At 41.7% G+C, this 24,475-nt stretch carries 23 protein-coding genes, 8 tRNA genes, 1 pseudogene and 1 riboswitch; of the genes and pseudogenes, 25 read left to right on the top strand and 7 right to left on the bottom strand.

Annotated elements, in window-relative coordinates; translation table 11 throughout:
* The first annotated feature begins 59 nt into the window (after positions 1-59).
* The 8 genes from RWP09_RS04025 to RWP09_RS03990 all read left to right on the top strand — a co-directional run bounded on the left by RWP09_RS04025 (position 60) and on the right by RWP09_RS03990 (position 775).
* A tRNA-Met gene (locus RWP09_RS04025) sits at positions 60-133 on the top strand.
* A 13-nt stretch (positions 134-146) separates the two neighbouring features.
* Positions 147-220: transfer RNA gene (locus tag RWP09_RS04020), tRNA-Ile, on the top strand.
* 12 nt (positions 221-232) lie between these two features.
* Positions 233-322: transfer RNA gene (locus RWP09_RS04015), tRNA-Ser, on the top strand.
* Between the two features lie 10 nt (positions 323-332).
* A tRNA-Met gene (locus tag RWP09_RS04010) sits at positions 333-406 on the top strand.
* A 3-nt stretch (positions 407-409) separates the two neighbouring features.
* Positions 410-482: transfer RNA gene (locus RWP09_RS04005), tRNA-Phe, on the top strand.
* A gap of 20 nt (positions 483-502) precedes the next feature.
* Positions 503-573, top strand: a tRNA-Gly gene (locus RWP09_RS04000).
* A 34-nt stretch (positions 574-607) separates the two neighbouring features.
* A tRNA-Ile gene (locus RWP09_RS03995) sits at positions 608-681 on the top strand.
* 6 nt (positions 682-687) lie between these two features.
* A tRNA-Ser gene (locus RWP09_RS03990) sits at positions 688-775 on the top strand.
* 287 nt (positions 776-1,062) lie between these two features.
* Here RWP09_RS03990 and birA read toward each other — a convergent pair.
* Complete coding sequence (gene birA / locus RWP09_RS03985) at positions 1,063-1,998, bottom strand: bifunctional biotin--[acetyl-CoA-carboxylase] ligase/biotin operon repressor BirA (RefSeq protein ID WP_314434274.1); 936 nt, start codon at positions 1,996-1,998, stop codon at positions 1,063-1,065.
* Positions 1,999-2,281: 283 nt separating this feature from the next.
* Between birA and RWP09_RS03980 the strand changes: the two genes are divergently transcribed.
* The 6 genes and pseudogenes from RWP09_RS03980 (at position 2,282) to pnuC (ending at position 7,687) form a co-directional block, all read left to right on the top strand.
* Positions 2,282-3,475 carry an O-antigen ligase gene (locus RWP09_RS03980; RefSeq protein WP_314434272.1) on the top strand — a complete coding sequence of 398 codons (1,194 nt, stop codon included), beginning with the start codon at positions 2,282-2,284 and terminating at the stop codon, positions 3,473-3,475.
* Between the two features lie 145 nt (positions 3,476-3,620).
* Positions 3,621-4,064 (top strand): MarR family transcriptional regulator, encoded by a 444-nt coding sequence (locus tag RWP09_RS03975; RefSeq protein WP_314434270.1) that lies wholly within the window; start codon positions 3,621-3,623, stop codon positions 4,062-4,064.
* Between the two features lie 34 nt (positions 4,065-4,098).
* Positions 4,099-4,290: pseudogene (locus tag RWP09_RS03970) on the top strand (polyketide cyclase); the annotation flags it as partial.
* A gap of 14 nt (positions 4,291-4,304) precedes the next feature.
* Positions 4,305-5,033, top strand: a complete 729-nt coding sequence (locus RWP09_RS03965) for an ABC transporter ATP-binding protein (protein ID WP_314434268.1) — start codon at positions 4,305-4,307, stop codon at positions 5,031-5,033.
* A complete protein-coding gene (locus RWP09_RS03960) occupies positions 5,026-6,546 on the top strand; it encodes an ABC transporter permease/substrate-binding protein (RefSeq protein ID WP_314434266.1) in 1,521 nt (506 codons plus the stop codon). Before RWP09_RS03965 ends, RWP09_RS03960 begins: the two co-directional genes overlap by 8 nt.
* A 334-nt stretch (positions 6,547-6,880) precedes the next feature.
* Complete coding sequence (gene pnuC, locus RWP09_RS03955) at positions 6,881-7,687, top strand: nicotinamide riboside transporter PnuC (RefSeq protein ID WP_314434296.1); 807 nt, start codon at positions 6,881-6,883, stop codon at positions 7,685-7,687.
* A gap of 270 nt (positions 7,688-7,957) precedes the next feature.
* On the opposite strand, the gene RWP09_RS03950 is transcribed toward pnuC, so the two are convergent.
* The gene (locus RWP09_RS03950; RefSeq protein ID WP_000181708.1) at positions 7,958-8,494 is read right to left on the bottom strand and encodes a TetR/AcrR family transcriptional regulator; all 537 of its coding nucleotides are present in this window, start codon (positions 8,492-8,494) and stop codon (positions 7,958-7,960) included.
* 132 nt (positions 8,495-8,626) lie between these two features.
* On the opposite strand from RWP09_RS03950, the gene RWP09_RS03945 reads away from it, so the two are divergent.
* A complete protein-coding gene (locus RWP09_RS03945) occupies positions 8,627-9,484 on the top strand; it encodes a cation diffusion facilitator family transporter (RefSeq protein WP_314434264.1) in 858 nt (285 codons plus the stop codon).
* A 61-nt stretch (positions 9,485-9,545) separates the two neighbouring features.
* Here RWP09_RS03945 and galR read toward each other — a convergent pair whose 3' ends face one another.
* Entirely contained in the window at positions 9,546-10,550 is a 1,005-nt protein-coding gene (gene galR / locus RWP09_RS03940) for a DNA-binding transcriptional regulator GalR (RefSeq protein WP_314434262.1), read from the bottom strand.
* Positions 10,551-10,714: 164 nt separating this feature from the next.
* Here galR and RWP09_RS03935 point away from each other — a divergent pair, with 164 nt between their 5' ends.
* The 3 genes from RWP09_RS03935 to RWP09_RS03925 all read left to right on the top strand — a co-directional run bounded on the left by RWP09_RS03935 (position 10,715) and on the right by RWP09_RS03925 (position 13,867).
* Positions 10,715-11,893, top strand: coding sequence for a galactokinase (locus RWP09_RS03935; RefSeq protein ID WP_314434260.1), 1,179 nt, complete (start codon positions 10,715-10,717; stop codon positions 11,891-11,893).
* An 18-nt stretch (positions 11,894-11,911) separates the two neighbouring features.
* Positions 11,912-13,393: a UDP-glucose--hexose-1-phosphate uridylyltransferase gene (locus RWP09_RS03930; protein WP_314434293.1), complete on the top strand. Its 1,482-nt coding sequence runs from the start codon at positions 11,912-11,914 to the stop codon at positions 13,391-13,393.
* Between the two features lie 69 nt (positions 13,394-13,462).
* Positions 13,463-13,867, top strand: a complete 405-nt coding sequence (locus RWP09_RS03925; RefSeq protein ID WP_000651198.1) for a PaaI family thioesterase — start codon at positions 13,463-13,465, stop codon at positions 13,865-13,867.
* Positions 13,868-13,898: 31 nt separating this feature from the next.
* On the opposite strand, the gene RWP09_RS03920 is transcribed toward RWP09_RS03925, so the two are convergent.
* From RWP09_RS03920 to RWP09_RS03905, 4 genes are all read right to left on the bottom strand, one after another.
* The gene (locus RWP09_RS03920) at positions 13,899-15,161 is read right to left on the bottom strand and encodes a nucleobase:cation symporter-2 family protein (RefSeq protein WP_314434258.1); all 1,263 of its coding nucleotides are present in this window, start codon (positions 15,159-15,161) and stop codon (positions 13,899-13,901) included.
* On the bottom strand, positions 15,161-15,742 hold the full coding sequence (locus RWP09_RS03915) for a xanthine phosphoribosyltransferase (protein WP_314434256.1): 582 nt from the start codon (positions 15,740-15,742) through the stop codon (positions 15,161-15,163). Before RWP09_RS03915 ends, RWP09_RS03920 begins: the two co-directional genes overlap by 1 nt.
* 123 nt (positions 15,743-15,865) lie before the next feature.
* Positions 15,866-15,961: riboswitch (purine riboswitch) on the bottom strand.
* Positions 15,962-16,179: 218 nt separating this feature from the next.
* Positions 16,180-16,566 carry a VOC family protein gene (locus RWP09_RS03910; protein WP_020901633.1) on the bottom strand — a complete coding sequence of 129 codons (387 nt, stop codon included), beginning with the start codon at positions 16,564-16,566 and terminating at the stop codon, positions 16,180-16,182.
* A gap of 11 nt (positions 16,567-16,577) precedes the next feature.
* Positions 16,578-17,405: an exodeoxyribonuclease III gene (locus RWP09_RS03905; RefSeq protein ID WP_125451814.1), complete on the bottom strand. Its 828-nt coding sequence runs from the start codon at positions 17,403-17,405 to the stop codon at positions 16,578-16,580.
* 216 nt (positions 17,406-17,621) lie between these two features.
* On the opposite strand from RWP09_RS03905, the gene RWP09_RS03900 reads away from it, so the two are divergent.
* The 7 genes from RWP09_RS03900 to RWP09_RS03870 all read left to right on the top strand — a co-directional run bounded on the left by RWP09_RS03900 (position 17,622) and on the right by RWP09_RS03870 (position 24,312).
* Positions 17,622-18,521 (top strand): CPBP family intramembrane glutamic endopeptidase, encoded by a 900-nt coding sequence (locus RWP09_RS03900; protein ID WP_125451815.1) that lies wholly within the window; start codon positions 17,622-17,624, stop codon positions 18,519-18,521.
* Positions 18,505-18,792, top strand: coding sequence for an autorepressor SdpR family transcription factor (locus RWP09_RS03895; RefSeq protein WP_125451816.1), 288 nt, complete (start codon positions 18,505-18,507; stop codon positions 18,790-18,792). Before RWP09_RS03900 ends, RWP09_RS03895 begins: the two co-directional genes overlap by 17 nt.
* Entirely contained in the window at positions 18,773-19,414 is a 642-nt protein-coding gene (locus tag RWP09_RS03890) for an SdpI family protein (protein ID WP_125451817.1), read from the top strand. The genes RWP09_RS03895 and RWP09_RS03890 overlap by 20 nt, the downstream gene beginning before the upstream one ends.
* A 127-nt stretch (positions 19,415-19,541) precedes the next feature.
* On the top strand, positions 19,542-19,997 hold the full coding sequence (locus RWP09_RS03885) for a DUF3290 family protein (RefSeq protein ID WP_314434248.1): 456 nt from the start codon (positions 19,542-19,544) through the stop codon (positions 19,995-19,997).
* Positions 19,994-20,629 carry a DUF421 domain-containing protein gene (locus tag RWP09_RS03880; RefSeq protein WP_254754194.1) on the top strand — a complete coding sequence of 212 codons (636 nt, stop codon included), beginning with the start codon at positions 19,994-19,996 and terminating at the stop codon, positions 20,627-20,629. Before RWP09_RS03885 ends, RWP09_RS03880 begins: the two co-directional genes overlap by 4 nt.
* Before the next feature lie 205 nt (positions 20,630-20,834).
* Positions 20,835-22,580: an ABC transporter transmembrane domain-containing protein gene (locus tag RWP09_RS03875; RefSeq protein WP_314434244.1), complete on the top strand. Its 1,746-nt coding sequence runs from the start codon at positions 20,835-20,837 to the stop codon at positions 22,578-22,580.
* Positions 22,570-24,312, top strand: coding sequence for an ABC transporter ATP-binding protein (locus RWP09_RS03870; protein ID WP_314434242.1), 1,743 nt, complete (start codon positions 22,570-22,572; stop codon positions 24,310-24,312). Before RWP09_RS03875 ends, RWP09_RS03870 begins: the two co-directional genes overlap by 11 nt.
* The last annotated feature ends 163 nt before the right edge of the window (positions 24,313-24,475 follow it).

Raw genomic sequence — 24,475 nt, 5'->3', positions numbered from 1 at the left:
TAGAGTACTTGGTTTGGGACCAAGGTGTCGCAGGTTCGAATCCTGTCTTCCCGATATATGGCGGTGTAGCTCAGCTGGCTAGAGCGTCCGGTTCATACCCGGGAGGTCGGGGGTTCGATCCCCTTCGCCGCTATAATGATCTTGTTGGACCTTTAGCTCAGCTGGTTAGAGCTCTCGGCTCATAACCGAGTGGTCGTAGGTTCAAGTCCTACAAGGTCCATTTGAATAGTATGGAGGATTACCCAAGTCCGGCTGAAGGGAACGGTCTTGAAAACCGTCAGGCGTGTAAAAGCGTGCGTGGGTTCGAATCCCACATCCTCCTTTTGTATTAACGCGGGATGGAGCAGCTCGGTAGCTCGTCGGGCTCATAACCCGAAGGTCGTAGGTTCAAATCCTGCTCCCGCAATAAGGCTCGGTAGCTCAGTTGGTAGAGCAATGGATTGAAGCTCCATGTGTCGGCGGTTCGATTCCGTCTCGCGCCATTTTTACTTATAGTAGGTATGCGGGTGTAGTTTAGTGGTAAAACTACAGCCTTCCAAGCTGTTGTCGCGAGTTCGATTCTCGTCACCCGCTTTGAACTTTGTTCAAATTACCAAGTTTTTAACTTGGGCGCGTAGCTCAGGTGGTTAGAGCGCACGCCTGATAAGCGTGAGGTCGGTGGTTCGAGTCCACTCGTGCCCATTAATTGGAGAATTACTCAAGAGGCTGAAGAGGACGGTTTGCTAAATCGTTAGGTCGGGTAACTGGCGCAAGGGTTCGAATCCCTTATTCTCCGTTTTATTGAGAGTTTATAACTCTTTTTTTGTATTTTTAATAATAGTAGAATAAAACTTCAGATTTGTAAAACTTAATTGGATTACTTATCTGAAGTTTTTTTTCGCTCTTTGTCAACTGTAGTGGGCTGCAGAAAAGCTAAAATCTTTATATAGTAGATTGAAATAAGATATGAACAAATCGATTAGGAAAATCAAATTAAATTCTAAAAATGTTTTAGCAGTCACGACGTACTAATCTAACTTCAATCAATTACATATTGTCGATTTTGCTTGTGCTTGTTTATTACTACTTCCAACTCTTTAGTGAAATTTCTCCGCTATTTAGCCAGATTTCTTTTCCGTTATCACATTGAACTAAAAGTTTACCACTTTCAGAGATGTCTTTAGCAAGCCCCTTGTAGTCTTTTTGATCTAGTGTGAAAGTCACTTCTTTTCCTAGAACGAAGGACTGTTTTTTGTATAGGTATAATAGCTCTTCTGCTGGTGTTTCGAAGAAAGCACGCCAGATTTCTATGATTAATTCATTCCTTGTTATAGGTGCTGGTGCGTTAAATAAGCTAGCAGCTTTTTCTTTTAATTCTTGTGGGAAATCATTAATAGTGAAGTTGATTCCTACTCCAATAATGATATTTGTGACTAAGCCTGTTTCTACAGAAGTCATGGCCTCTGTAAGGATTCCTCCAATTTTATGATTGTTTAGGTAGATATCATTGACCCATTTTATGTCGATATCTATTAAAGTGAGGTTCTTAATGGCTTTGTAGACAGCTCCTGCTACAAGTAGTGTGTAGGATGGTAATTTATCATAGGGGAGATTGGGTTTAAGATGGAGTGTCATATAAATGCCACCTTGTGGTGAGTAGAAGGAACGTTGAAAACGACCTCGGCCTGCTGTTTGATAGGAAGCTAGATAGAGGGTATTTGCTTCATTCCCTAGATCAATTGCTTCTTTTGCATCTAGTTGTGTTGATTTTGTTTCGGATTTAAAGCTGACTTTAATTGGAAGATTTTCTTCTAGAATCTCTGGAAGAATAAGGTCACCATTCATCAGTTTATATCCTTTGTTTTTGATACTATCAATTTCAATGCCTTCTTGTGCTAGCCGCTTGATGGCTTTCCAAATTGATGTTCGGCTTAGGGATAGTTCTTCCGCAATTTTTTCTCCGCTGATATAGTCGGTTTCTTTAGATAGGATTTGGTAGACAGCTTGGTAGGATTTCATAGTGTTGCCTTTCTTTAAGAATAGTATATGATTTGAATCTAGTTTGGATAGTTGCGCCTAATCTATATTTTATTACTACTATTTTAACATATGCCTACTATTTACGGCATGATTTTCTTAGAGAAAATGCAATCACTAAGATTGAGTTTTGAAATCTCAGTATTTTTTCTCCCTTTTTTACCTAGGAATCGTTTCCTTTGTTTTCAAATTGCTAAAAAAGTGGTACAATAAAGGGTAGCTTACTATTATCTGAATTAGCTGATTTGGAGAGAAAGGATTCATTTTGAAATCAATAGGCTTTATTGAAAAGCTGAAAGGGTTGTCTAGTAAAGAGATGATTTTATTGGGAATTATCCTGAGTATCTTTTTACCCTTTTATCTTTTTGTAGTTTTATTCTGTTTATATATTATCAGTTTGATTTTTACAGGAGATATGAAAAGTATTCTTCAGAAAATGGGGGAGCATCCGATGCTGCTTCTTTTTCTTGGCTATAGTACTGTGATATCCATTTTTGCACAAAATTGGATGGGTCTTGTGGCTTCAGTAGGAATTTTTCTATTTACTGTTTTCTTTTTGCACTATCAGTCGATTTTATCACATAAATTCTTTCGATTGATTTTGCAACTCGTCTTGTTTGGTAGCGTTTTGTCAGCTGCTTTTGCAAGTTTAGAACATTTCCAAATTGTAAAGAAATTTAACTATGCTTTTCTGTCACCCAATATGCAGGTATGGCATCAGAATCGGGCAGAAGTGACCTTCTTTAATCCTAATTATTATGGAATTATTTGTTGTTTCTGTATCATGATTGCCTTCTATCTGTTTACAACGACAAAGTTGAATTGGTTGAAAGTATTCTGTGTGTTTGCAGGCTTTGTGAATCTCTTTGGATTGAATTTTACGCAAAATCGAACTGCCTTTCCTGCTATTATCGCTGGAGCCATTATTTATCTCTTTACGACCATTAAAAACTGGAAGGCCTTTTGGCTCAGTATTGGAGTCTTCGCGATTGGCTTGAGTTTCCTCTTTTCTAGTGATCTGGGAGTTCGGATGGGGACTTTAGACTCTTCTATGGAAGAACGCATTTCTATCTGGGATGCTGGGATGGCCTTGTTTAAGCAAAATCCTTTTTGGGGTGAGGGGCCATTGACCTACATGCACTCTTATCCTCGGATAAATGCTCCTTATCATGAACATGCTCACAGTCTTTATATTGATACGATTCTGAGTTACGGAATTGTGGGGACTATTTTATTAGTTTTGTCTTCTGTTGCTCCTGTTCGCTTGATGATGGATATGAGTCAGGAGTCGGGGAAACGTCCGATTATCGGTCTTTATCTGTCTTTCCTTACAGTGGTTGCTGTGCATGGAATCTTTGACTTGGCCCTCTTCTGGATTCAGTCAGGTTTCATTTTCTTGCTAGTTATGTGCAGTATTCCGTTGGAGCATCGAACGTTGGTATCGGACATGACGGATTAAGTTTTATAAGATTGAAATCTTCTACCTTGGGTGGGAGATTTTTTTACAGGGAAAAATTATTTCTAAGTCGAAATAGTTGACAGTTAGAATAATGAGTGTTATAATTGCTTTATTCATTTCGATATCGAAATAAATTGGAGGTGTTATGAAAGATAGTCATTTGGTAGCCCATCATATTCGTTTGTTGAATGGGCGGATTTTTCAAAAGTTACTGAGCCAAGATCCTGAAGCTCTTTATCGTAGTGAACAGGGGAAGATTTTAGCGGTTTTATGGAATAGTGAAACTGGCTGCGCAACTGCGACAGATATTGCTTTGGCGACTGGACTTGCTAATAATACACTGACGACGATGATTAAAAAACTAGAGGAACAAAATCTTGTAACCGTTAGTCCATGTGGAGAAGATAAGCGTAAGAAGTATTTGGTTTTAACAGAGTTGGGGCAGTCTCAGAAAGAAGTAGGGCATCATGTCAGTCAGAAATTGGATACGATCTTTTACAAAGGATTTTCAGAGGAAGAAATTCGTCAGTTTGAAGCCTTTCAAGAAAGAATTTTGGCTAATCTGAAAGAGGAGGAAAATGAGGATTAAAATGGAGCAAATTAGCTGTTTATAAGTAAAGGCCACTTTTGATTTTGTTTTCCAACTCTTAGGACAAGGAAACTATGTGGTTAGCTATGGTCAGACTCAGATTGATGGAGTTGCCTATGCCCGGTACGATATCTTCCGTCTAGAAAACGGGAAAATTGTGGAACATTGGGACAATAAGGAAGTCATGCCTAAGGTAGAAGACTTGACCAATCGAGGGAAGTTTTAAATTGAGGATACAGAATGATTGAATACAAAAATGTAGCCTTGCGCTACACAGAAAAAGATGTCTTGAGAGATGTCAATTTACGGATTGAGAATGGGGAATTTATGGTTTTAGTTGGACCTTCTGGATCCGGTAAGACAACCATGATTAAGATGGTCAACCGCCTTTTGGAGCCAACTGATGGAAATATTTATATGGATGGCAAACGCATCAAAGATTATGATGAGCGTGAACTTCGTCTTTCTACTGGTTATGTTTTACAGGCTATTGCTCTATTTCCTAATCTAACGGTCGCGGAAAATATTGCCCTGATTCCTGAGATGAAGGGCTGGACTAAGGAAGAAATTGCTAAGAAAACAGAAGAGCTTTTGGCCAAGGTTGGTTTACCAGTAGCTGAGTATGGGCATCGCTTACCTAGTGAACTATCTGGTGGGGAACAGCAACGGGTTGGTATTGTCCGTGCTATGATTGGTCAGCCCAAGATTCTCCTCATGGATGAACCCTTTTCAGCCTTGGATGCTATTTCGAGAAAACAGTTGCAGGTTCTGACTAAAGAATTGCATAAAGAGTTTGGGATGACAACGATTTTTGTAACCCATGATACGGATGAAGCTTTGAAATTGGCGGACCGTATTGCTGTCTTGCAGGATGGAGAGATTCGCCAGGTGGCGAACCCTGAGACGATTTTAAAAGCTCCTGCCACAGAATTTGTAGCAGACTTGTTTGGAGGTAGTGTTCATGACTAATTTAATTGCAACTTTTCAGGATCGTTTTAGTGATTGGTTGACAGCTCTATCTCAACATTTGCAGTTGTCACTTTTGACCCTGTTACTAGCTATTTTTATCGCGATTCCTTTGGCTGTTTATCTTCGCTATCATGAGAAGTTGGCAGATTGGGTTTTGCAGATTGCAGGGATTTTCCAGACCATCCCGTCTCTGGCCTTGTTGGGGCTCTTCATTCCCTTGATGGGAATTGGAACCTTGCCGGCTTTGACAGCTCTAGTGATCTATGCGATCTTTCCGATTTTGCAAAATACCATCACTGGACTCAAGGGAATTGATCCGAGTCTGCAAGAGGCTGGGATTGCCTTTGGGATGACCAGATGGGAGCGTCTCAAGAAGTTTGAAATTCCACTTGCCATGCCTGTTATGATGTCTGGGATTCGGACGGCAGCTGTCTTGATTATCGGTACGGCAACCTTGGCGGCCTTGATTGGGGCAGGGGGGCTAGGTTCCTTTATCCTTTTGGGAATTGACCGTAATAATGCCAGTCTGATTTTGATTGGGGCCCTTTCTTCAGGAGTGCTGGCTATTGCCTTTAACTTCCTACTAAAAGTGATGGAAAAAGCAAAATTGCGGACGATTTTTTCTGGTTTTGCCTTGGTGACCATATTACTTGGTATATCTTATAGTCCAGCCCTCTTAGCTCAAAAAGAGAAAGAAAATTTGGTGATTGCTGGGAAATTGGGACCGGAACCAGAAATTTTGGCCAATATGTATAAGTTACTGATTGAAGAAAACACCAGTATGACTGCGACTGTTAAACCGAATTTTGGGAAAACAAGCTTCCTCTATGAAGCTCTGAAAAAGGGGGATATTGATATCTATCCTGAATTTACTGGTACGGTGACTGAAAGTTTGCTTCAACCATCACCGAAAGCGGGCCATGAGCCAGAGCAAGTTTATCAGGTAGCGCGTGATGGTATTGCCAAACAGGATCATCTAGCCTATCTCAAACCCATGTCTTATCAAAATACCTATGCTGTAGCTGTTCCGAAAAAGATTGCTCAAGAATATGGCTTGAAGACCATTTCGGACTTGAAAAAAGTGGAAGGGCAGTTGAAGGCAGGCTTTACACTTGAGTTTAATGACCGTGAAGATGGAAATAAGGGCTTGCAATCAATGTATGGTCTCAATCTCAATGTGGCAACCATGGAGCCAGCCCTTCGCTATCAGGCTATTCAGTCAGGCGATATTCAAATCACAGATGCCTATTCGACCGATGCAGAGTTGGCGCGTTATGATTTACAGGTCTTGGAAGATGACAAGCAACTCTTCCCACCTTATCAAGGGGCTCCACTGATGAAAGAAGCTCTTCTCAAGAAACATCCAGAGTTGGGAACAGTTCTCAATAAATTGGCTGGTAAAATTACTGAAAGCCAGATGAGCCAGCTCAACTACCAAGTCGGTGTTGAAGGCAAGTCAGCAGAGCAAGTAGCCAAGGAATTTCTACAAGAACAAGGTTTGTTGAAGAAATAGCTTGAAAAGCTAAGCTCAACTTGGTTAAACGATTATATAGAAGAATGCTCAGACAATTTCGTCTGGGCTTTTTTGATGTGATAATTACTGAATGTCACTTAAAATGGAAAGAAAGAGAAAATTTTCAGGATTTTTTAAATTTTACTGTAAATACACTTGACTATTCACAAAATAGGTGTATAATGTTTTGTGAACTACTTAACAAATAAAGATTTCCAGCTCATGTCGACTAAGGATGGAAATCTTGTGTATAGACAGTTCAGTAGATATATAATAGAGCGTTGCGTCCGAAAGTCTATCCAGACACGGCTCTTTAAAAACAAAAGGAGAAATGATGCATACTTATTTGCAAAAGAAAATTGAGAATATCAAAACAACCCTAGGTGAAATGTCAGGTGGTTACCGTCGTATGGTTACGGCTATGTCTGATTTAGGATTTTCAGGAACTATGAAGGCTATTTGGGATGACCTCTTTGCCCATCGCAGTTTTGCCCAGTGGCTTTATTTGCTAGTTTTAGGAAGTTTCCCTCTCTGGCTGGAGTTGATTTATGAACACCGTATTGTTGACTGGATTGGGATGATTTGTAGCCTAACTGGGATTATCTGTGTTATCTTTGTATCGGAAGGTCGGGCAAGTAATTATCTTTTTGGCTTGATTAACTCTGTTATTTATCTTATTTTGGCCCTACAGAAAGGCTTTTATGGTGAGGTGCTGACAACACTTTACTTCACAGTCATGCAGCCAATTGGACTTCTAGTGTGGATCTACCAAGCACAGTTTAAGAAGGAAAAGCAGGAGTTTGTCGCGCGTAAGCTGGACGGAAAGGGTTGGACCAAGTATCTTTCCATTAGTGTTCTTTGGTGGTTGGCCTTTGGCTTCATTTATCAGTCTATTGGTGCTAATCGTCCTTATCGCGATTCCATCACTGATGCGACCAATGGAGTAGGGCAAATCCTCATGACAGCTGTTTACCGTGAACAGTGGATATTCTGGGCAGCTACTAATGTCTTTTCAATCTATCTCTGGTGGGGAGAAAGCCTGCAAATCCAAGGGAAATATCTAATTTATCTCATTAACAGTCTAGTTGGATGGTACCAGTGGAGCAAGGCTGCTAAGCAGAATACTGATTTACCTAACTAATAAAAAAGTTTGAAAGTACTGTTTTGAGTTTTCGGTTAAAATAGATAATGTTGAAAATCAAGGATTCGAGATGATGAAAAAGAGGATCAGTAGGTCCTCTTTTATTGTCGAAAAAATAAAAACTCAGTAGCCTGGGCATAAGGCAACTGAGCTCTAGTCTGTATTTATACTCTTCGAAAATCAAATTCAAACTACGTCAGCTTCACCTTGCCGTATTCAAGTACAGCCTGCGGCTAGCTTCCTAGTTTGCTCTTTGATTTTCATTGAGTATTAGTCTTTAGAAATGAGAAGGTCTAGATAAAACTGGACAACTTCCTGATTTGTGAAGTCTTGACCTTTTTTGAGCCACCAGGTCAATGTTTCGATAAAGTTGGTTACAACTAAGTGTTGGAGATAAGAAGCAGGCAGACTTGGGTGTGCTTCTTTCAAATCATCAACCAGCATGGGGTAGACGTGGTGTTCCAACTCTCTCTGGAGTTGGCGGAGGAAGTAGTCATTCTTGGAGAATAGCAGACTGGTGATATGGTCTTGATTTTTCTGAAAATGCAGAAAGAGGTGGGCGAGGTAATCTTCGGTTGAAATGGCTTGCTCTCTTTCAAAAAGATGATGGAATAGGTAGCGGCAAAGCTCGTCCAGAAGCAGCTCCTTGCTCTCATAGTGACAGTAAAAAGTAGAACGTCCCACATCTGCGAGATCAATAATATCCTGAACAGTAGTGGCCTCGTAGCCCTTAGTGTTCAAAAGTTGTAGAAAAGCTTGATAGATGGCTTTTTTTGTTTTACTAGTACGGCGGTCAATGTTAGTCATATGGACACTTGAGGCAAATTGTTCAGAACTGAATAAAGCTGACCTTTTGCTTCTATCCTTTCTTTGAGTTTTAGTGGATAATGATAATGAACAAGATGTTCATAAATCTATTATAACAAAGGAATGAGAAATATGAAGGCAAAATATACTGTTTGGCTAGCTTTTTTCTTAAATTTGACTTATGCCATTGTCGAGTTTATCGCTGGTGGAGTGTTTGGGTCCAGTGCAGTTCTTGCTGACTCGGTGCATGACTTGGGAGATGCGATTGCTATTGGGATCTCAGCCTTTTTGGAAAGTATCTCCAATCGTGAAGAAGACAGCCATTATACCTTGGGCTACAAGCGTTTTAGCCTTTTAGGAGCCATGATAACGGCTGTGATTCTTATGATAGGGTCTGTCCTAGTGATCTTGGAAAATGTCACAAAGATTGTTCACCCGCAACCCGTCAATGAGGAAGGCATACTCTGGCTGGGAATCATTGCAGTAGCCATTAATGTGCTAGCAAGTCTGGTAGTTCGTAAGGGGAAAACAAAGAACGAGTCAATTCTTAGCCTGCATTTTTTGGAAGACACTCTTGGTTGGTTGGCCGTCATTCTAATGGCGATTATTCTTCGATTTACCGATTGGTATATCTTGGATCCGCTCTTGTCTCTTGCTATTTCCTTCTTTATTCTGTCAAAAGCCCTTCCACGTTTTTGGAGCACGCTCAAGATATTCCTCGATGCAGTGCCAGAAGGAGTAGATATCCAGAAGATCAAGACGGATTTAGCAGAATTGGACCATGTCGCTAGTATCAATCAGCTTAATCTCTGGACTATGGATGGTTTGGAAAAAAATGCCATTGTCCATGTTTGTTTAAAAGAGATGGAGCATATGGAAACTTGTAAAGAATCTATTCGAATTTTCCTCAAAGATTGTGGCTTTCAAAATATTACCATTGAAGTTGATGCTGACCTAGAAAGTCACCAAGCACATAAGCGAAAGGTGTGAGTTGGAGCGGAATCATAGAGATTATTAGAGAAACAGCCTTGCTAGAGGTCGTTTTGTAATTCTAATCATTTCTTGTACTCTCTCTCAATGTCAGTCTGGTTCCTAGCATAGTCAGACTAGGAATTTTGCGACCGTGGAGGACTTCCTTGTTAAGAATATCCATGCCTGCACGGCCCATTTCCTCGGTATAGACGGTGATGCTGGAAAGGGGAGGATAAACTTGCTTGGTCAGGCTAGTGTCATTAAAAGAAATAAGGCTGACGCGGTCTGGTAGATTGATTCCAGCTTCTTGGAGGGCACGGAGGGCACCGATGGCTAAACTATCACTGGCAGCAAAAAATGCTGGTGGAAGTTGATCACCTAAGTTCTGAATGGCCTCCTTCATCAAATCGTAGCCAGACTGGGCAGTGAAGGTTCCTTGAAAGACCAGTTCTTCATAATAGATACCTTTAGATTGAGTATAGTCTCTGAAGTTATCGAGGCGCTTATCTTGGATGATTTCTACTTGGTCGGTTGTTTCTTCGAGAGCTGTCAAGATTCCAATATGGTCCATTCCCTGGCTTAGGAAATGGTCTATAACTTGCTTCACAGCTGTATAGAAGTCCGTGATAATACAGGTATGTCCTAGTGAAAGAGTATCACTGTCTAAAAATACAAGAGGCTTTTGGTATTCTTCAAAGGCAGAAATCTGAGCTCGGCTAAATTTTCCGATGCAGAGAATCCCAATCACTTCCTCGCTTAGGGTAAAAGGATGGTCATTAAAATAGCGCAAGATATCGTAATCCAGTTCTTGGGCTCTTTTTTCTATGCCTAGGCGAATCTGGTAGTAGTAGAGATCATCGAGCTCTCCTTGTTCACTAACCCACTGGATAATGGCAATCTTTTGCTTGGGTTTGTGGGACTCGCCTGTCTTGAGGTGTTTGGTGTAGCCCAGCTCTTCAGCAACGGTTAAAATACGGTGTCTGGTTTCTTCTGTAACAGATAGGCTCTGGTCGCGGTTGAGGACGCGGGATACGGTCGCGATAGAGACAGAGGCTAGCTGTGCAATGTCTTTTAAGGTAGCCATAAATCCTCCTTTTTTAAGGTTAGTATATCATATTTTTCTGCTTTTTACTGATATTTTAGTAAAATTTTAGTAAAAAGGATTGACCTTGGGAAATCCCTTGGATACAATAGAAGAAAACGATTACACGTTAAGGTGGCTTAACGAACAGTAAAAGGAGAAATCATATGACACAACATCTTACTGCTGAAGCGCTTCGCAAAGACTTTCTTGCTGTTTTTGGTCAAGAAGCAGACCAAACTTTCTTTTCACCAGGTCGTATCAATTTGATTGGTGAACACACAGACTACAACGGTGGGCACGTTTTTCCTGCTGCTATTTCCTTGGGAACTTACGGTGCAGCTCGTAAGCGTGACGACCAAGTTTTACGTTTCTACTCAGCTAACTTTGAGGACAAGGGTATTATCGAAGTGCCTCTCGCTGACCTCAAGTTTGAAAAAGAGCACAACTGGACCAACTATCCAAAAGGTGTCCTTCATTTCTTACAAGAAGCTGGGCACGTGATTGACAAAGGTTTTGATTTTTATGTTTATGGGAATATCCCAAATGGTGCTGGCTTGTCTTCTTCAGCATCCTTGGAACTTTTGACAGGAGTAGTGGCTGAGCATCTCTTTGACTTAAAATTAGACCGTTTGGATTTGGTTAAAATCGGAAAACAAACAGAAAACAATTTTATCGGAGTCAACTCTGGTATCATGGACCAGTTTGCTATCGGTATGGGGGCTGACCAACGTGCTATTTACCTAGATACCAACACCTTAGAATACGACTTGGTGCCACTTGATTTGAAGGACAATGTCGTTGTTATCATGAACACCAACAAACGCCGTGAATTGGCCGACTCTAAATACAATGAACGTCGTGCTGAGTGTGAAAAAGCAGTGGAAGAGTTGCAAGTTACCTTAGATATTCAGACCTTGGGTGAATTAGACGAGTGGACTTTTGATGAATATAGCTACTTGATTAAAGACGAAAATCGTTTGAAACGTGCTCGCCATGCTGTGCTTGAAAACCAACGTACCCTCAAAGCTCAAGTAGCCCTTCAAGCAGGAGATTTGGAAACATTTGGTCGTTTGATGAATGCTTCTCACGTTTCTCTAGAACATGACTATGAAGTAACTGGCTTGGAATTGGATACTCTTGTTCACACAGCTTGGGCACAAGAAGGAGTTCTAGGTGCTCGTATGACAGGGGCAGGTTTTGGCGGATGTGCCATTGCCTTGGTGCAAAAAGATGCTGTTGATGCCTTTAAGGAAGCTGTAGGCAAACACTACGAGGAAGTAGTTGGATACGCTCCAAGTTTCTATATCGCTGAAGTTGCAGGTGGCACTCGCGTCCTTGACTAGTCAAAAGGAGGCTTTATGGTGACCTTAGTAGATAAATTTGTAACACATGTCATTTCTGAAAGTTCATTTGAGGAAATGGATCGAATCTACCTGACCAATCGTGTCTTGGCACGAGTGGGAGACGGTGTTTTGGAAGTTGAGACGGATCTGGATAAAGTGATTGACCTCAAGGACCAGCTGGTTGAGGAAGCCGTTCGATTAGAGATGATTGAGGATAGTCAGACTGCACGTGAAATCCTTGGTGCTGAACTGATGGACTTGGTGACTCCTTGTCCGAGTCAGGTTAATCGTGACTTTTGGGCAACCTATGCCCACTCTCCTGAGCAAGCGATAGCGGATTTTTACCAACTCAGTCAGAAAAATGACTACATCAAACTCAAGGCTATTGCTAAAAATATCGCTTATCGTGTTCCATCTGATTACGGTGAACTTGAAATTACCATCAACCTCTCTAAGCCTGAAAAGGATCCGAAAGAGATTGCGGCAGCCAAGTTGGTGCAAGCTAGCAATTATCCGCAGTGTCAGCTTTGTCTAGAGAATGAGGGTTACCATGGTCGGGTCAACCACCCAGCTCGCAGTAACCACCGTATTATCCGTTTTGAAATGGCTGGTCAGGAGTGGGGCTTCCAGTATTCGCCCTATGCTTACTTTAATGAGCACTGTATTTTCTTAGATGGGCAGCATCGTCCCATGACGATTAGCCGTCAGAGTTTTGAGCGTCTACTGGCTATTGTAGAGCAGTTTCCAGGATATTTTGCTGGCTCTAATGCAGACCTGCCGATTGTGGGTGGCTCTATTCTGACTCATGACCACTATCAGGGAGGCCGTCACGTATTTCCTATGGAATTGGCTCCCTTGCAAAAGACCTTTCGATTTGCAGGTTTTGAGCAGGTCAAGGCTGGGATTGTCAAGTGGCCAATGTCAGTGTTGCGTTTGACTTCGGATTCCAAAGAAGATTTGATCAACTTGGCTGATAAGATTTTGCAGGAATGGCGTCGGTATTCAGATCCAAGGGTGCAAGTCTTGGCAGAAAGTAATGGGACACCGCATCATACCATCACACCGATTGCCCGTAAACGCAACGGTCAGTTTGAGTTGGACTTGGTCTTGAGGGACAATCAGACTTCTGCAGAACATCCTGATGGCATCTATCATCCCCACAAGGATGTCCAACATATCAAGAAGGAAAATATCGGCTTAATTGAGGTCATGGGCTTGGCTATCTTGCCACCACGTCTGAAAGAAGAAGTGGAGCAAGTCGCTAACTACCTAGTGGGAGAAGGGGAGACAGTTGCCGATTATCATCAGGAATGGGCATACCAACTAAAAGCCCAACATCCAGACCTAACAGATAAAGAAAAAGCCCTTGAAATCGTCAAGGACTCTGTGGGTGCTATCTTTGCTCGTGTGCTTGAGGATGCAGGAGTCTACAAGCAGACAGAACAAGGGCAGACAGCCTTTATGCGCTTTGTGGAGCAGGTCGGAATTTTGCTAGACTAGGAGCTTTCTCCTTGCACAGTCCTATAAAAAGTAGTATCATAGTGTCGTTTGAAATATCAGGAGGAAACGATGAAAGATTTTCATTTTGACGCTATATCTGCCTTTGAAAATTACGAAATTGAAAAAATGAGAGATGGTCACGTTGTAGTAACGACAAAAGTAGTGGATTCGTCGCTCAACTACTATGGCAATGCCCATGGTGGTTATCTCTTTACCCTTTGCGACCAGATCAGCGGTTTGGTGGTCATATCTCTGGGGCTTGATGGAGTGACGCTCCAGTCCTCTATCAACTACCTCAAGGCAGGAAAACTCGACGATGTGCTGACCATTAAAGGAGAATGTGTCCATCAAGGTCGCACAACCTGTGTCGTGGATGTCGATATCACCAATCAAGAAGGCAGAAATGTCTGCAAGGCAACCTTTACCATGTTTGTCACAGGCCAGCGGTCAGAAGACCGACAGGTAAGGATATAGATAAACAAAAAAAGAGGCTCGCACCTCTTTTTTATTTCTTTTTATGATTTAATACGGCATTGAGGACAATGGCAAGTAGGCTGGCTACGACAATTCCGTTTGAGAAGAACATTTGGAAGGCTGTCGGCATGCTGACAAAGAGATTGCTGTTGTTGAGTCCGACACCTGCAGAGATTGAAACCGCTGCGATGAGGAAGTTATGTTCATTGTTAGCAAAGTCAACACGGGCGAGGATTTGCATCCCTTGAATAGATACAAAACCAAACATCACCAGCATGGCACCACCGAGGACAGGACTTGGAATGATTTGGGCAAGGGCACCAAACTTAGGAAGAAGTCCAAGGAGAATCAGGAAACCAGCTGCGTAGTAGATTGGCAGACGAGTCTTGATACCTGACAATTTAACCAAACCAACGTTTTGTGAAAATCCTGTGTAAGGGAAGGTATTAAAGATTCCTCCGAGAAGTACGGCCAAGCCTTCTGCGCGGTAACCGTTGCGCAGGCGTGTGCTGTCGATTGGATCCTTTGTGATATCAGACAAGGCCAGATAAACACCAGTCGATTCAACCATAGACACCGTTGCGATGATACACATCATGACAATAGATGAGATTTCAAAGGTTGGCATTCCAAAGTAGAGGGGAGTTGGGACATGGACAAGTGGTGCTGCTGTAACAGGAGAGAAGTCAACCAAGCCCATGCTAGCAGCAATGGCAGTTCCAACAACTAGACCAATCAAAATAGAGATAGACTTGATAAATCCTTTGGTAAAGATGTTGATCAAGAGGATAATCAGAACAGTGATAGCTGCAAGCAAGAGACTTTGATCAGTTGGTTCTGGAACGTTATTTCCCATATTTCCAATAGCGACAGGAATCAAGGTTAAACCAATCGTAGTAATAACAGATCCTGTTACGATAGATGGGAAGAGATTGGCTACTTTTGAGAAGATGCCTGAAACAAGAACCACGTAAATCCCTGATGCGATAAGGGCACCAAACATAGCACCACTACCATGGCTTTGCCCAATCATAATCAAGGGAGCTACCGACTGAAAGGCAACTCCAAGAACGACTGGGAGTCCAATCCCAAAGTATTTGTTGAGTTGGAGTTGGAGGAAGGTTGCCACCCCACACATGAAGATATCTGTAGAAATCAGGTAGGTCAACTGCTCAGCTGAATAGCCAAGGGCTGTCGCAATCATGATGGGAACCAGGATGGATCCTGAGTACATAGCTAGTAAGTGCTGCAAGCCAAGAACGGCTGCTTGCGAGTGTTTTTCTTGAGTTTGCATTAGAGATCTGCCTCCTTAAATACGACTTGACCATTTTCAAAACGATCCAAACGAGCGAGTGATAGAACAGGGTATCCTGCTTTTTCAAGCAAATCACGACCATCTTGGAAAGATTTTTCAATCACGATACCGACAGCTTCGACTGTGGCACCGGCCTGTTCGATGATTTGAATTAAGCCTTTAGCAGCTTGGCCATTAGCAAGGAAATCGTCGATAATCAAGACCTTGTCCTCTGGTGAGAGGAATTTTCCAGCGATAGAAACGGTGCTAGTCACTTGCTTGGTAAAGGAGTAAACTTGAGCAGTTAAGATTCCTTCGTTCATAGTGATGTTTTTAGCTTTTTTAGCGAAAATCATGGGAACGTTTAAGGCTTCAGCTGTAAGAACGGCTGGGGCAATACCCGACGCTTCAATTGTTACGACTTTGGTAATACCAGCAGAAGCAAATTTTTCTGCAAAAACCTTACCAATCTCTCGCATCAAGCTAAAGTCAACTTGGTGGGTTAAAAAGGAATCTACCTTGAGGATGTTGTCACCCAAGATATGCCCATCCTTGAGGATGCGCTCTTCTAATAATTTCATAAGACCTCCTAAAGTCTAAAAGCCAATCCATTTGCTTGTTTAGAGTTTCTAGCAAGAAATAGAAAAAAGACCTACTTAATCTCTAAGCAAGTCCCCAAAATAGGCATGGCAAAAAAGACCATCCCCTCAAGCTAACTTACTTATTGTTAGGTATTCCGGCACCTTGTAGAAACGTCGTGCCAATTCACGACATAAACAAGTAAAACGATATTCAATTTTAAATAGGCTTGCGTCAATGTTTTTATTTTACACTAAATAACTTTAGAAATCAAATATTTTGTTAGTGTTTTGGGATAAAAAACGAACAAATTGAAGAAAAAATGGGCAAATTATCAATTATAGGCTAAACTTTAGAAGGATTTTCCATCAAAAAAGGCATATTATCAAGATTCTTCAAGATCTGACAATATGCCTTTTTCTGATTTGAAAGATTTTTTCTATTCGCTAAATCTTAAAAAATAGCCATCTGGATCCAAGATTGCAAATTCATGAGGGTAAATAAAGCTATCTCCCACTCGAAATTCTCTTTTGGTCAGCGGACGATGGATAGGATAGTCAGCTTCCAGCAGTTTTTGGTGGAGCTGAGGGACATCTTCAATGCCAAAGGAAATATTGACACCGCGCCCGAAAGGATAGGTTAGTTGGGCTAATTCTTCTGTGCTGCCTTCTTCTAACATAAGTTGGCAGTCTTCAAGCGAGAGGAAGAGAAATTTCTCCTCTGGACGCTCGTATTCGACAGAAAATCCCAGCAAGTCGCAGTAGAAGTGGCGTGACTTTTCGAGGTCAGATACTACAAATTCAGGAATGACAGCTTGATAGTCCATTAGCTTTCTCCTTAGAGCTCAATCTCCATGACAATCGGCGTATGATCCTGGCGAGCTCCTGAGTCAATCATGTCGGACTTGGTTACCTTGTCAGCGATGCGGTTACTTGTGAGCCAGTAGTCGATTCTCCAGCCTGTATTGTTGATTTTAGAAGTTTTGCTACGTTGTGCCCACCAAGTGTAGCGTTCTGGTACATCGCCGTGAACATGACGGAAGGTATCCGTAAATCCAGTTGCCAAAAGGTTGGTAAATCCAGCACGTTCCTCGTCGGTAAACCCTGGTGAACGGCGGTTGCTAGCAGGATTTGCAAGGTCGATTTCATTGTGGGCCACATTGTAGTCACCGGTCGCAAGGACTGGTTTTTCTTTGTCTAGTTCAGCCAAATACTCCGCATATTTGACATCCCAGATTTGGCGTTCTTCCAAGCGTTTGAGGCCATCGCCAGCATTTGGTGTGTAAACTTGGGTCACGAAAAATTCATCAAATTCCAAGGTGATGATGCGGCCTTCCAAGTCCATGGTAGAAGGAGCACCGATTTCTGGAAAAGTGACAGTGGGTGTGAGTTCTTTCTTATAGAGGAACATAGTACCAGCATAGCCTTTACGGGCAGGTTCTTGGGAAGAGCGCCACGTATTTTCGTAGCCTGGGAAGAGTTCCTCTAAAATTTCCAAGTGTTTCTTTGTAGGACCCTTGGCAGAAAGCTTGGTTTCTTGGATAGCGATGATATCAGCATTTTCAGCGACCAAGGTTTGTAGGACTTCTTGGGATAATTTCGCGCGTGCTGAGTCACTAGTTAGGGCAGCATTGAGGGAATCAATATTCCATGATATGAGTTTCATAAAGTTACCTTTTCTAGATGTATTTCTTATATTTTATCAAAAAAAAGTAAAGCCAGCGAGTTTCTAGTTTGGAAACTTATTCTTTATATTCTATCCTTAGAAAACAAAAACTCTTGAAACTATTTCGAAAAAAATCTAAATAGTTCTTGTGTTTAGAATAGAAAGGTGTATAATGTTATTTAGAAAAACATCTAAATAGAAAGTGAAGTTACATATATGTCAAATAAGAGAATAATTCTTCTTTTTGTGGTCTTGGCTTATTCCCTTGCTTGGATAATATGGCTGGCACTATGGCTAAGTGGTGTTGGTCTAAATTCTCCATGGAGTCAGCTTGCTAGTATTGTAGCCATGTGGATGCCTGCGCTTGCAGTCTTTATTTTAGGGAAAATCACGAATCAACCTAGTGGAATCAAATCTAAATTAGTTGTGAATCTCAAGAGGAACTGGCGCTTTTACTTACTAGCTATCTGGTTACCAGCAGTCATCAGTTTTTTAGGAGCAGGACTTTATTTTCTTGTATTTCCTAGCAATTTCAGCCTTGGTTTTGAATCTATTCAAGCTATTTTACAAGAAAAAGGAGTCCTTCAATCACCGATTCCCTTATCTTTCTTGGCCTTGATTCAAATCCTAGCTAGTTTGACCTACGCTCCTTTTCTTAATAGTTTCTTTGCATTGGGGGAGGAAATTGGTTGGCGGGGCTATCTTTACCCAGTGCTAAGAGGACGCTTTTCACTAGTCCAGACTCATGTCTTACTTGCTCTCATTTGGAGTCTATGGCATTTACCAATCAATTTGCAAGGATATAATTATGGCCTTACTTATTTTTCTTATCCTGTTTTGGGAGTTGTTGCGATGTTTCTATTTTGTTTTAGCCTAGGAATATTGTTGAGCTGGTTGTTGGAAAAGACAGGCTCTATCTGGGCTTCTGCCCTATTTCATGGAGCAATCAATGCAACTGCAGGTATTGGGTTACTCTTTCAATTACCAGGAGAAAAAGTTTCAAGCCTCTTGATTTTAGGCCCATCACCGACAGGAATGCTATCAGTTCTACCTTGCTTATTCCTAGCCCTACTAATATTACAAAGGGAAAGGAGGCATTATGAGTTTTGCAAATAGCTTTAAAGCCTTATCTCATCCAGTTAGGAGAGAGATTTTAAATTTACTCAAAGCAGGTAGATTATCTGCAGGAGAAATTGCCAGTCAATTCGAGTTGACTAATGCAACTATTTCACACCATCTCATGATTTTGAAAGCAGCGGATTTGATTCATGAAATGAAAGAAAAAAACTTTATTTATTATGAGTTAAATACATCGGTTTTAGAGGATATGATGGTTTGGTTAGCAGATCTGAAAGGAGATCATTTTGATGAAGATAAAAATCAATAAGAAATTGCTATTATTTACGAGCATTCTCATCCTACTACCTTCTCTTGTAGGTTGTGTTTTCTGGAATCAATTACCAGAGGAGATACCCACTCATTTTAATCTACTGGGTCAAGCAGATGGCTACAATCATAAAGTGTTTGCTATCTTTGGATTGCCGGCTCTCATGCTTTTGATGCATTGGGTGCTTCTATTTTTAATGGTTAAGGATCCTAAATCTAGCAATATCAGTTCAAAAATACAAATTTTAATTTACTGGATTATTCCTTTTGTATCTTGTCTATCAATGATTTCTATATACGGAGAATCTTTGGGTTATTCCATGATGAGTGGGCTACTAGCTCAGATTTTTATGGGAGTCGTGATGATCGTAATTGGAAATTATCTACCAAAAACACACCGAAATTATATAATCGGTATTCGACTACCGTGGACCTTGGAGAATGATGGAAACTGGAGAAAAACACATCGCCTAGCTGGAAAAATTTGGGTATTAGGAGGATTGTTATTGTTTCTAAATTCCTTTGTGCAACTATATGTTTACTGGGTATTCTTCTTGACCCTTTTCTTTGTAGTGATAATTCCTAGTGTCTATTCTTATCAATTATCAAAATTAGAATCTTGAAACAGGTATTTGAGTCATTAGTTAGAGAAGTTGGTCTGATAAGTCTATTTCCCCAACGTATGGTTTGAAAAATCACCCTCTTTTGTTTATAATGTAAGAATGATTTTATGAAAGGGAGTGAAAATAAATGAAATTTTACTCATATGACTATGTGCTTAGCCAAATCAGTCAACAAAATGGAATTATGATTGGCTTTGGGATTGTGCTCCTAGCTATCACAGGATTTTTTGCCTTTAAGGCCTATCGAGATAAAAAGGGGACTAAGTTTCGGGAATTGGTCATGATTTTGGCCCTGACTTTAGTGGCCATGCTTTTGGTGACAATTTCAAAATACCAGACCAATCAAGCCTCTAACAATCAATTTCAAACCTCCCTTCATTTCATAGAGGTTGTTTCCAAAGACTTGGGAGTGGATAAATCAGAAGTCTATGTCAATACTTCTGCAGCCACTGATGGAGCGCTTGTCAAGGTAGGTCCAAATATCTACCGTGCCATGAACGGGAGCCAACCAGACAAGTATCTTTTAGAGAAATTAGAATTGCATCAAACAGACGCTATTGAATTGGTGGAGGTAAACAAATGACACTCAATTATATGGAAATTTTAATCAAACTGGCCTTGGGGCTCTTCTCGCTTGTTTTTGTTATCAATGTGACAGGAAAGGGGAACCTAGCACCTAACTCTGCGACAGACCAAATTCAGAACTATGTTCTCGGTGGTATCATCGGTGGGGTGATTTACAATAGTTCTATCAGTATTCTACAGTATGCAGTGATTTTGATGATGTGGACGATTTTGGTCTTGACCCTCAAGTGGCTCAATAACAATGTTCGTTTTGTGAAACGCTTGATTGATGGTAAACCGACTCTGCTCATCAAAAATGGGCAGATTGACCCAGAAGCCTGTCGTTCAGTTGGTTTGTCTGCGGCAGATGTTGCTCTCAAACTTCGTAGCCAAGGAATTTTCCAGATGAAGCAAGTTAAACGAGCTGTGCAGGAGCAAAATGGCCAACTCATCGTGGTCCAAATGGGAGATGAAAATCCTAAGTATCCAGTTGTGACTGACGGTGTGATCCAAGTAGATGTTTTGGAATCGATTGGTCGTAGCGAAGAGTGGCTGCTTGATAACCTCAGCAAACAAGGGCATGACAATGTAGCCAATATTTTTATCGCTGAGTATGACAAGGGTGTCGTCTCAGTCGTAACTTATGAATAAGAAAAACCTGGGGTCTTGTACTCTTCGAAAATCTCTTCAAACTGCGTCAATGTCGCCTTGCCGTATGTAGGTTACTGACTTCGTCAGTTCTATCTACAACCTCAAAGCAGTGCTTTGAGCAGCCTGCGGCTAGTTTCCTAGTTTGCTCTTTGATTTTCATTGAGTATTGGCCTCAGGTTTCCATTTGCAATCAGAAAGGGATTTTATGTCCATTATTCAAAAACTTTGGTGGTTTTTCAAACTCGAAAAACGCCGTTATCTAGTCGGAATCGTGGCCTTGGTCTTGGTTTCCGTTCTTAATCTCATTCCCCCTATGGTTATGGGACGGGTCATTGATGCTATCACATCGGGGCAATTAACCCAGCAGGATCTCCTTCTTGACCTATTTTACTTACTTCTTGCGGCCTTTGGGATGTATTATCTGCGCTATGTTTGGCGTATGTATATCCTTGGAACTTCCTACCGTTTGGGGCAGATTATGCGCTCTCGCTTGTTTGAGCATTTCACAAAAATGTCTCCAGCCTTTTATCAAACCTATCGGACGGGGGACCTGATGGCACACGCAACCAACGATATCAATGCCTTGACTCGTCTGGCAGGGGGCGGTGTTATGTCTGCGGTGGATGCCTCTATCACGGCTTTAGTGACCTTGCTGACCATGCTCTTTAGCATCTCATGGCAAATGACCCTAGTTGCCATTTTACCCTTACCTTTCATGGCTTATGCGACCAGTCGTCTAGGGAGAAAGACCCACAAGGCCTTTGCCGAATCACAGGCTGCCTTTTCTGAACTTAATAACAAGGTACAGGAGTCCGTATCAGGTATTAAAGTGACCAAGTCTTTCGGTTACCAGGCGAACGAGCTCAAGTCTTTCCAGGCAGTCAATGAATTGACCTTCCAAAAGAACCTCCAAACCATGAAATACGATAGTCTCTTTGACCCTATGGTTCTCTTGTTTGTTGGTTCATCCTATGTGTTAACCCTCTTGGTCGGCTCCTTGATGGTTCAGAAAGGGCAGATTACGGTTGGAAATCTGGTTACCTTTATCAGCTATTTGGATATGCTGGTTTGGCCTCTCATGGCCATCGGCTTCCTCTTTAATATTACCCAGCGAGGGAAGGTTTCTTACCAGCGGATTGAGGAACTCTTGTCTCAGGAATCACCTGTACAAGACCCTGAGTTTCTTTTAGATGGTATTGAAAATGGGCGCTTGCAGTATGCCATTGATAGCTTTGCCTTTGAAAATGAGGAAACGCTGACAAATGTTCACTTTAGTTTGAAAAAAGGGCAAACACTGGGCTTGGTCGGGCAAACAGGCTCTGGGAAAACGTCCTTGATCAAACTCCTCTTGCGTGAATACGATGTGGATAAGGGAGCTATTTATCTGAATGGCCACGATATTCGGGACTATCGTCTGACAGATCTTCGTAGTCTTATGGGCTATGTTCCTCAGGACCAGTTTCTCTTTGCGACTTCGATTTTAGACAATATCCGCTTTGGCAATCCTAACTTGTCCCTTTCAGCGGTCGAGGAAGCGACCAAGCTAGCCCAAGTTTATCAAGATATTATAGCCATGCCTCAGGGATTTAATACGTTGATTGGTGAAAAAGGAGTCAGTCTTTCTGGAGGTCAAAAGCAGCGTCTAGCTATGAGTCGGGCGATGATTTTAGACCCTGATATCTTGATTTTAGATGATTCCTTGTCCGCTGTGGATGCCAAGACAGAGTATGCGATTATCGACAACCTCAAGGAGACGCGAAAGGACAAGACAACCATTATCACTGCCCATCGCCTCAGTGCGGTTGTCCATGCAGATTTGATTTTAGTCCTGCAAAATGGACAGATTATCGAACGAGGCACACACGAAGACCTGCTAGCTTTGGATGGCTGGTATGCCCAAACCTACCAGTCTCAGCAGCTGGAAATGAAAGGAGAAGAAGATGCAGAATAAGAAAGAACAATGGGCTGTATTGAAGCGCTTGATGTCCTATCTCAAGCCTTACGGTCTCCTGACCTTTTTGGCACTCAGTTTTCTCCTAGCGACGACGGTCATTAAAAGTGTCATTCCCCTTGTGGCTTCCCACTTTATCGACCAGTATCTCAGCAATCTCAACCAACTTGCTGTGACCGTTTTGCTGGTCTACTATGGCCTTTATATCCTGCAAACTCTAGTTCAGTATGTCGGCAATCTTCTCTTTGCGCGCGTGTCTTACAGTATTGTCAGAGATATTCGTCGCGATGCCTTTGCCAATATGGAAAAGCTGGGCATGTCTTATTTTGACAAGACGCCAGCAGGCTCCATCGTCTCTCGTTTGACCAATGATACCGAAACCATCAGTGATATGTTTTCGGGGATTTTATCCAGTTTTATCTCAGCAGTTTTTATCTTTCTGACAACGCTTTATACCATGTTGGTGTTGGATTTTCGTTTGACTGCTTTAGTCTTGCTCTTTCTCCCCTTGATTTTCCTTTTGGTCAATCTCTATCGGAAAAAATCCGTCAAGATTATCGAAAAAACCAGAAGTCTTTTGTCAGATATCAATAGCAAGCTGGCTGAAAATATCGAGGGAATCAGAATAATCCAGGCCTTTAATCAAGAGAAGCGCCTGCAGGCAGAATTTGATGAGATTAACCAAGAACACTTGGTCTATGCCAACCGTTCTGTAGCCTTGGATGCCCTCTTTTTGCGTCCTGCCATGAGTTTGCTGAAACTCCTAGGATATGCAGTTTTAATGGCCTATTTTGGCTATCGTGGACTTTATCTGGGAATAACAGCAGGAACCATGTATGCCTTTATCCAGTACATCAATCGTCTCTTTGATCCTCTGATTGAGGTAACGCAAAACTTTTCAACCCTGCAAACTTCTATGGTTTCTGCAGGTCGTGTTTTTGCTTTGATTGATGAGAAGACCTATGAGCCCCTTCAAAATGATGGGCAAGCTAAAATCCAAGAAGGCAATATCCGTTTTGAACATGTATGTTTCTCTTATAATGGAAAACATCCGATTCTGGATGACATTTCCTTCTCCGTTAACAAGGGTGAGACCATTGCCTTTGTGGGGTATACAGGTTCTGGGAAATCTTCGATTATCAATGTCCTTATGCGCTTTTATGAATTCCAGTCAGGGAGAGTTCTCTTGGATGATGTGGATATCAGGAACTATAGTCAGGAAGAGTTGAGAAAAAACATCGGTCTGGTCTTGCAGGATCCCTTCCTCTATCATGGAACCATCAAGTCCAATATCGCCATGTACCAAGAGATCAGTGATGAGCAGGTTCAGGCTGCGGCAACTTTCGTGGATGCAGATTCCTTTATTCAAGAACTTCCTCAGGGTTATGATGCACCTGTTTCCGAGCGTGGTTCAAGCTTCTCTACTGGTCAGCGCCAGCTTCTTGCCTTTGCTAGAACAGTCGCCAGTCAGCCTAAAATATTGATTTTGGATGAAGCGACAGCCAATATTGACTCTGAAACAGAAAGTTTGGTTCAAGCTTCTCTGGCTAAGATGAGACAGGGACGGACAACCATTGCCATCGCTCATCGCCTTTCTACCATCCAAGACGCCAACTGCATCTATGTCTTGGACAAGGGGCGCATCATCGAGATCGGAACCCATGAGGAACTCTTGGATCTGGGAGGAACCTATCACAAGATGTATAGTTTGCAGGCGGGTGCCATGTCTTAATACTCTTTGAAAATCTATTCAAGCCAGGTCAGCTTTATCTGCAACCTAAAAGCTGTACTTTGATTTTCATTGAGTGTAAGAAGGAAATCCTTCAAATTACAGATTTCTTTCACCGCCTTTTCCATTTTGTGGTATAATGAAAAATGTTGACAAATAGTATAAT

Source organism: uncultured Streptococcus sp., from assembly GCF_963521255.1.
GTDB lineage: Bacteria > Bacillota > Bacilli > Lactobacillales > Streptococcaceae > Streptococcus.
Note: the sequence above shows the minus strand (reverse complement) of the source record. Positions and strands in the feature narration are given on the sequence as shown.

Excerpts from the sequence above, each read along its gene's own strand:
- pnuC (WP_314434296.1), top strand. The coding sequence starts at position 6,881 with ATGCATACTTATTTGCAAAAGAAAATTGAGAATATCAAAACAACCCTA.
- RWP09_RS03870 (WP_314434242.1), top strand. The coding sequence starts at position 22,570 with ATGCAGAATAAGAAAGAACAATGGGCTGTATTGAAGCGCTTGATGTCC.
- RWP09_RS03925 (WP_000651198.1), top strand. The coding sequence starts at position 13,463 with ATGAAAGATTTTCATTTTGACGCTATATCTGCCTTTGAAAATTACGAA.
- RWP09_RS03880 (WP_254754194.1), top strand. The coding sequence starts at position 19,994 with ATGACACTCAATTATATGGAAATTTTAATCAAACTGGCCTTGGGGCTC.
- RWP09_RS03945 (WP_314434264.1), top strand. The coding sequence starts at position 8,627 with ATGAAGGCAAAATATACTGTTTGGCTAGCTTTTTTCTTAAATTTGACT.
- RWP09_RS03910 (WP_020901633.1), bottom strand. The coding sequence starts at position 16,566 with ATGGACTATCAAGCTGTCATTCCTGAATTTGTAGTATCTGACCTCGAA.
- RWP09_RS03890 (WP_125451817.1), top strand. The coding sequence starts at position 18,773 with ATGAAGATAAAAATCAATAAGAAATTGCTATTATTTACGAGCATTCTC.
- galR (WP_314434262.1), bottom strand. The coding sequence starts at position 10,550 with ATGGCTACCTTAAAAGACATTGCACAGCTAGCCTCTGTCTCTATCGCG.
- RWP09_RS03905 (WP_125451814.1), bottom strand. The coding sequence starts at position 17,405 with ATGAAACTCATATCATGGAATATTGATTCCCTCAATGCTGCCCTAACT.
- RWP09_RS03885 (WP_314434248.1), top strand. The coding sequence starts at position 19,542 with ATGAAATTTTACTCATATGACTATGTGCTTAGCCAAATCAGTCAACAA.
- RWP09_RS03920 (WP_314434258.1), bottom strand. The coding sequence starts at position 15,161 with ATGCAAACTCAAGAAAAACACTCGCAAGCAGCCGTTCTTGGCTTGCAG.
- RWP09_RS03935 (WP_314434260.1), top strand. The coding sequence starts at position 10,715 with ATGACACAACATCTTACTGCTGAAGCGCTTCGCAAAGACTTTCTTGCT.
- birA (WP_314434274.1), bottom strand. The coding sequence starts at position 1,998 with ATGAAATCCTACCAAGCTGTCTACCAAATCCTATCTAAAGAAACCGAC.
- RWP09_RS03875 (WP_314434244.1), top strand. The coding sequence starts at position 20,835 with ATGTCCATTATTCAAAAACTTTGGTGGTTTTTCAAACTCGAAAAACGC.
- RWP09_RS03950 (WP_000181708.1), bottom strand. The coding sequence starts at position 8,494 with ATGACTAACATTGACCGCCGTACTAGTAAAACAAAAAAAGCCATCTAT.
- RWP09_RS03960 (WP_314434266.1), top strand. The coding sequence starts at position 5,026 with ATGACTAATTTAATTGCAACTTTTCAGGATCGTTTTAGTGATTGGTTG.
- RWP09_RS03975 (WP_314434270.1), top strand. The coding sequence starts at position 3,621 with ATGAAAGATAGTCATTTGGTAGCCCATCATATTCGTTTGTTGAATGGG.
- RWP09_RS03965 (WP_314434268.1), top strand. The coding sequence starts at position 4,305 with ATGATTGAATACAAAAATGTAGCCTTGCGCTACACAGAAAAAGATGTC.
- RWP09_RS03915 (WP_314434256.1), bottom strand. The coding sequence starts at position 15,742 with ATGAAATTATTAGAAGAGCGCATCCTCAAGGATGGGCATATCTTGGGT.
- RWP09_RS03895 (WP_125451816.1), top strand. The coding sequence starts at position 18,505 with ATGAGTTTTGCAAATAGCTTTAAAGCCTTATCTCATCCAGTTAGGAGA.
- RWP09_RS03900 (WP_125451815.1), top strand. The coding sequence starts at position 17,622 with ATGTCAAATAAGAGAATAATTCTTCTTTTTGTGGTCTTGGCTTATTCC.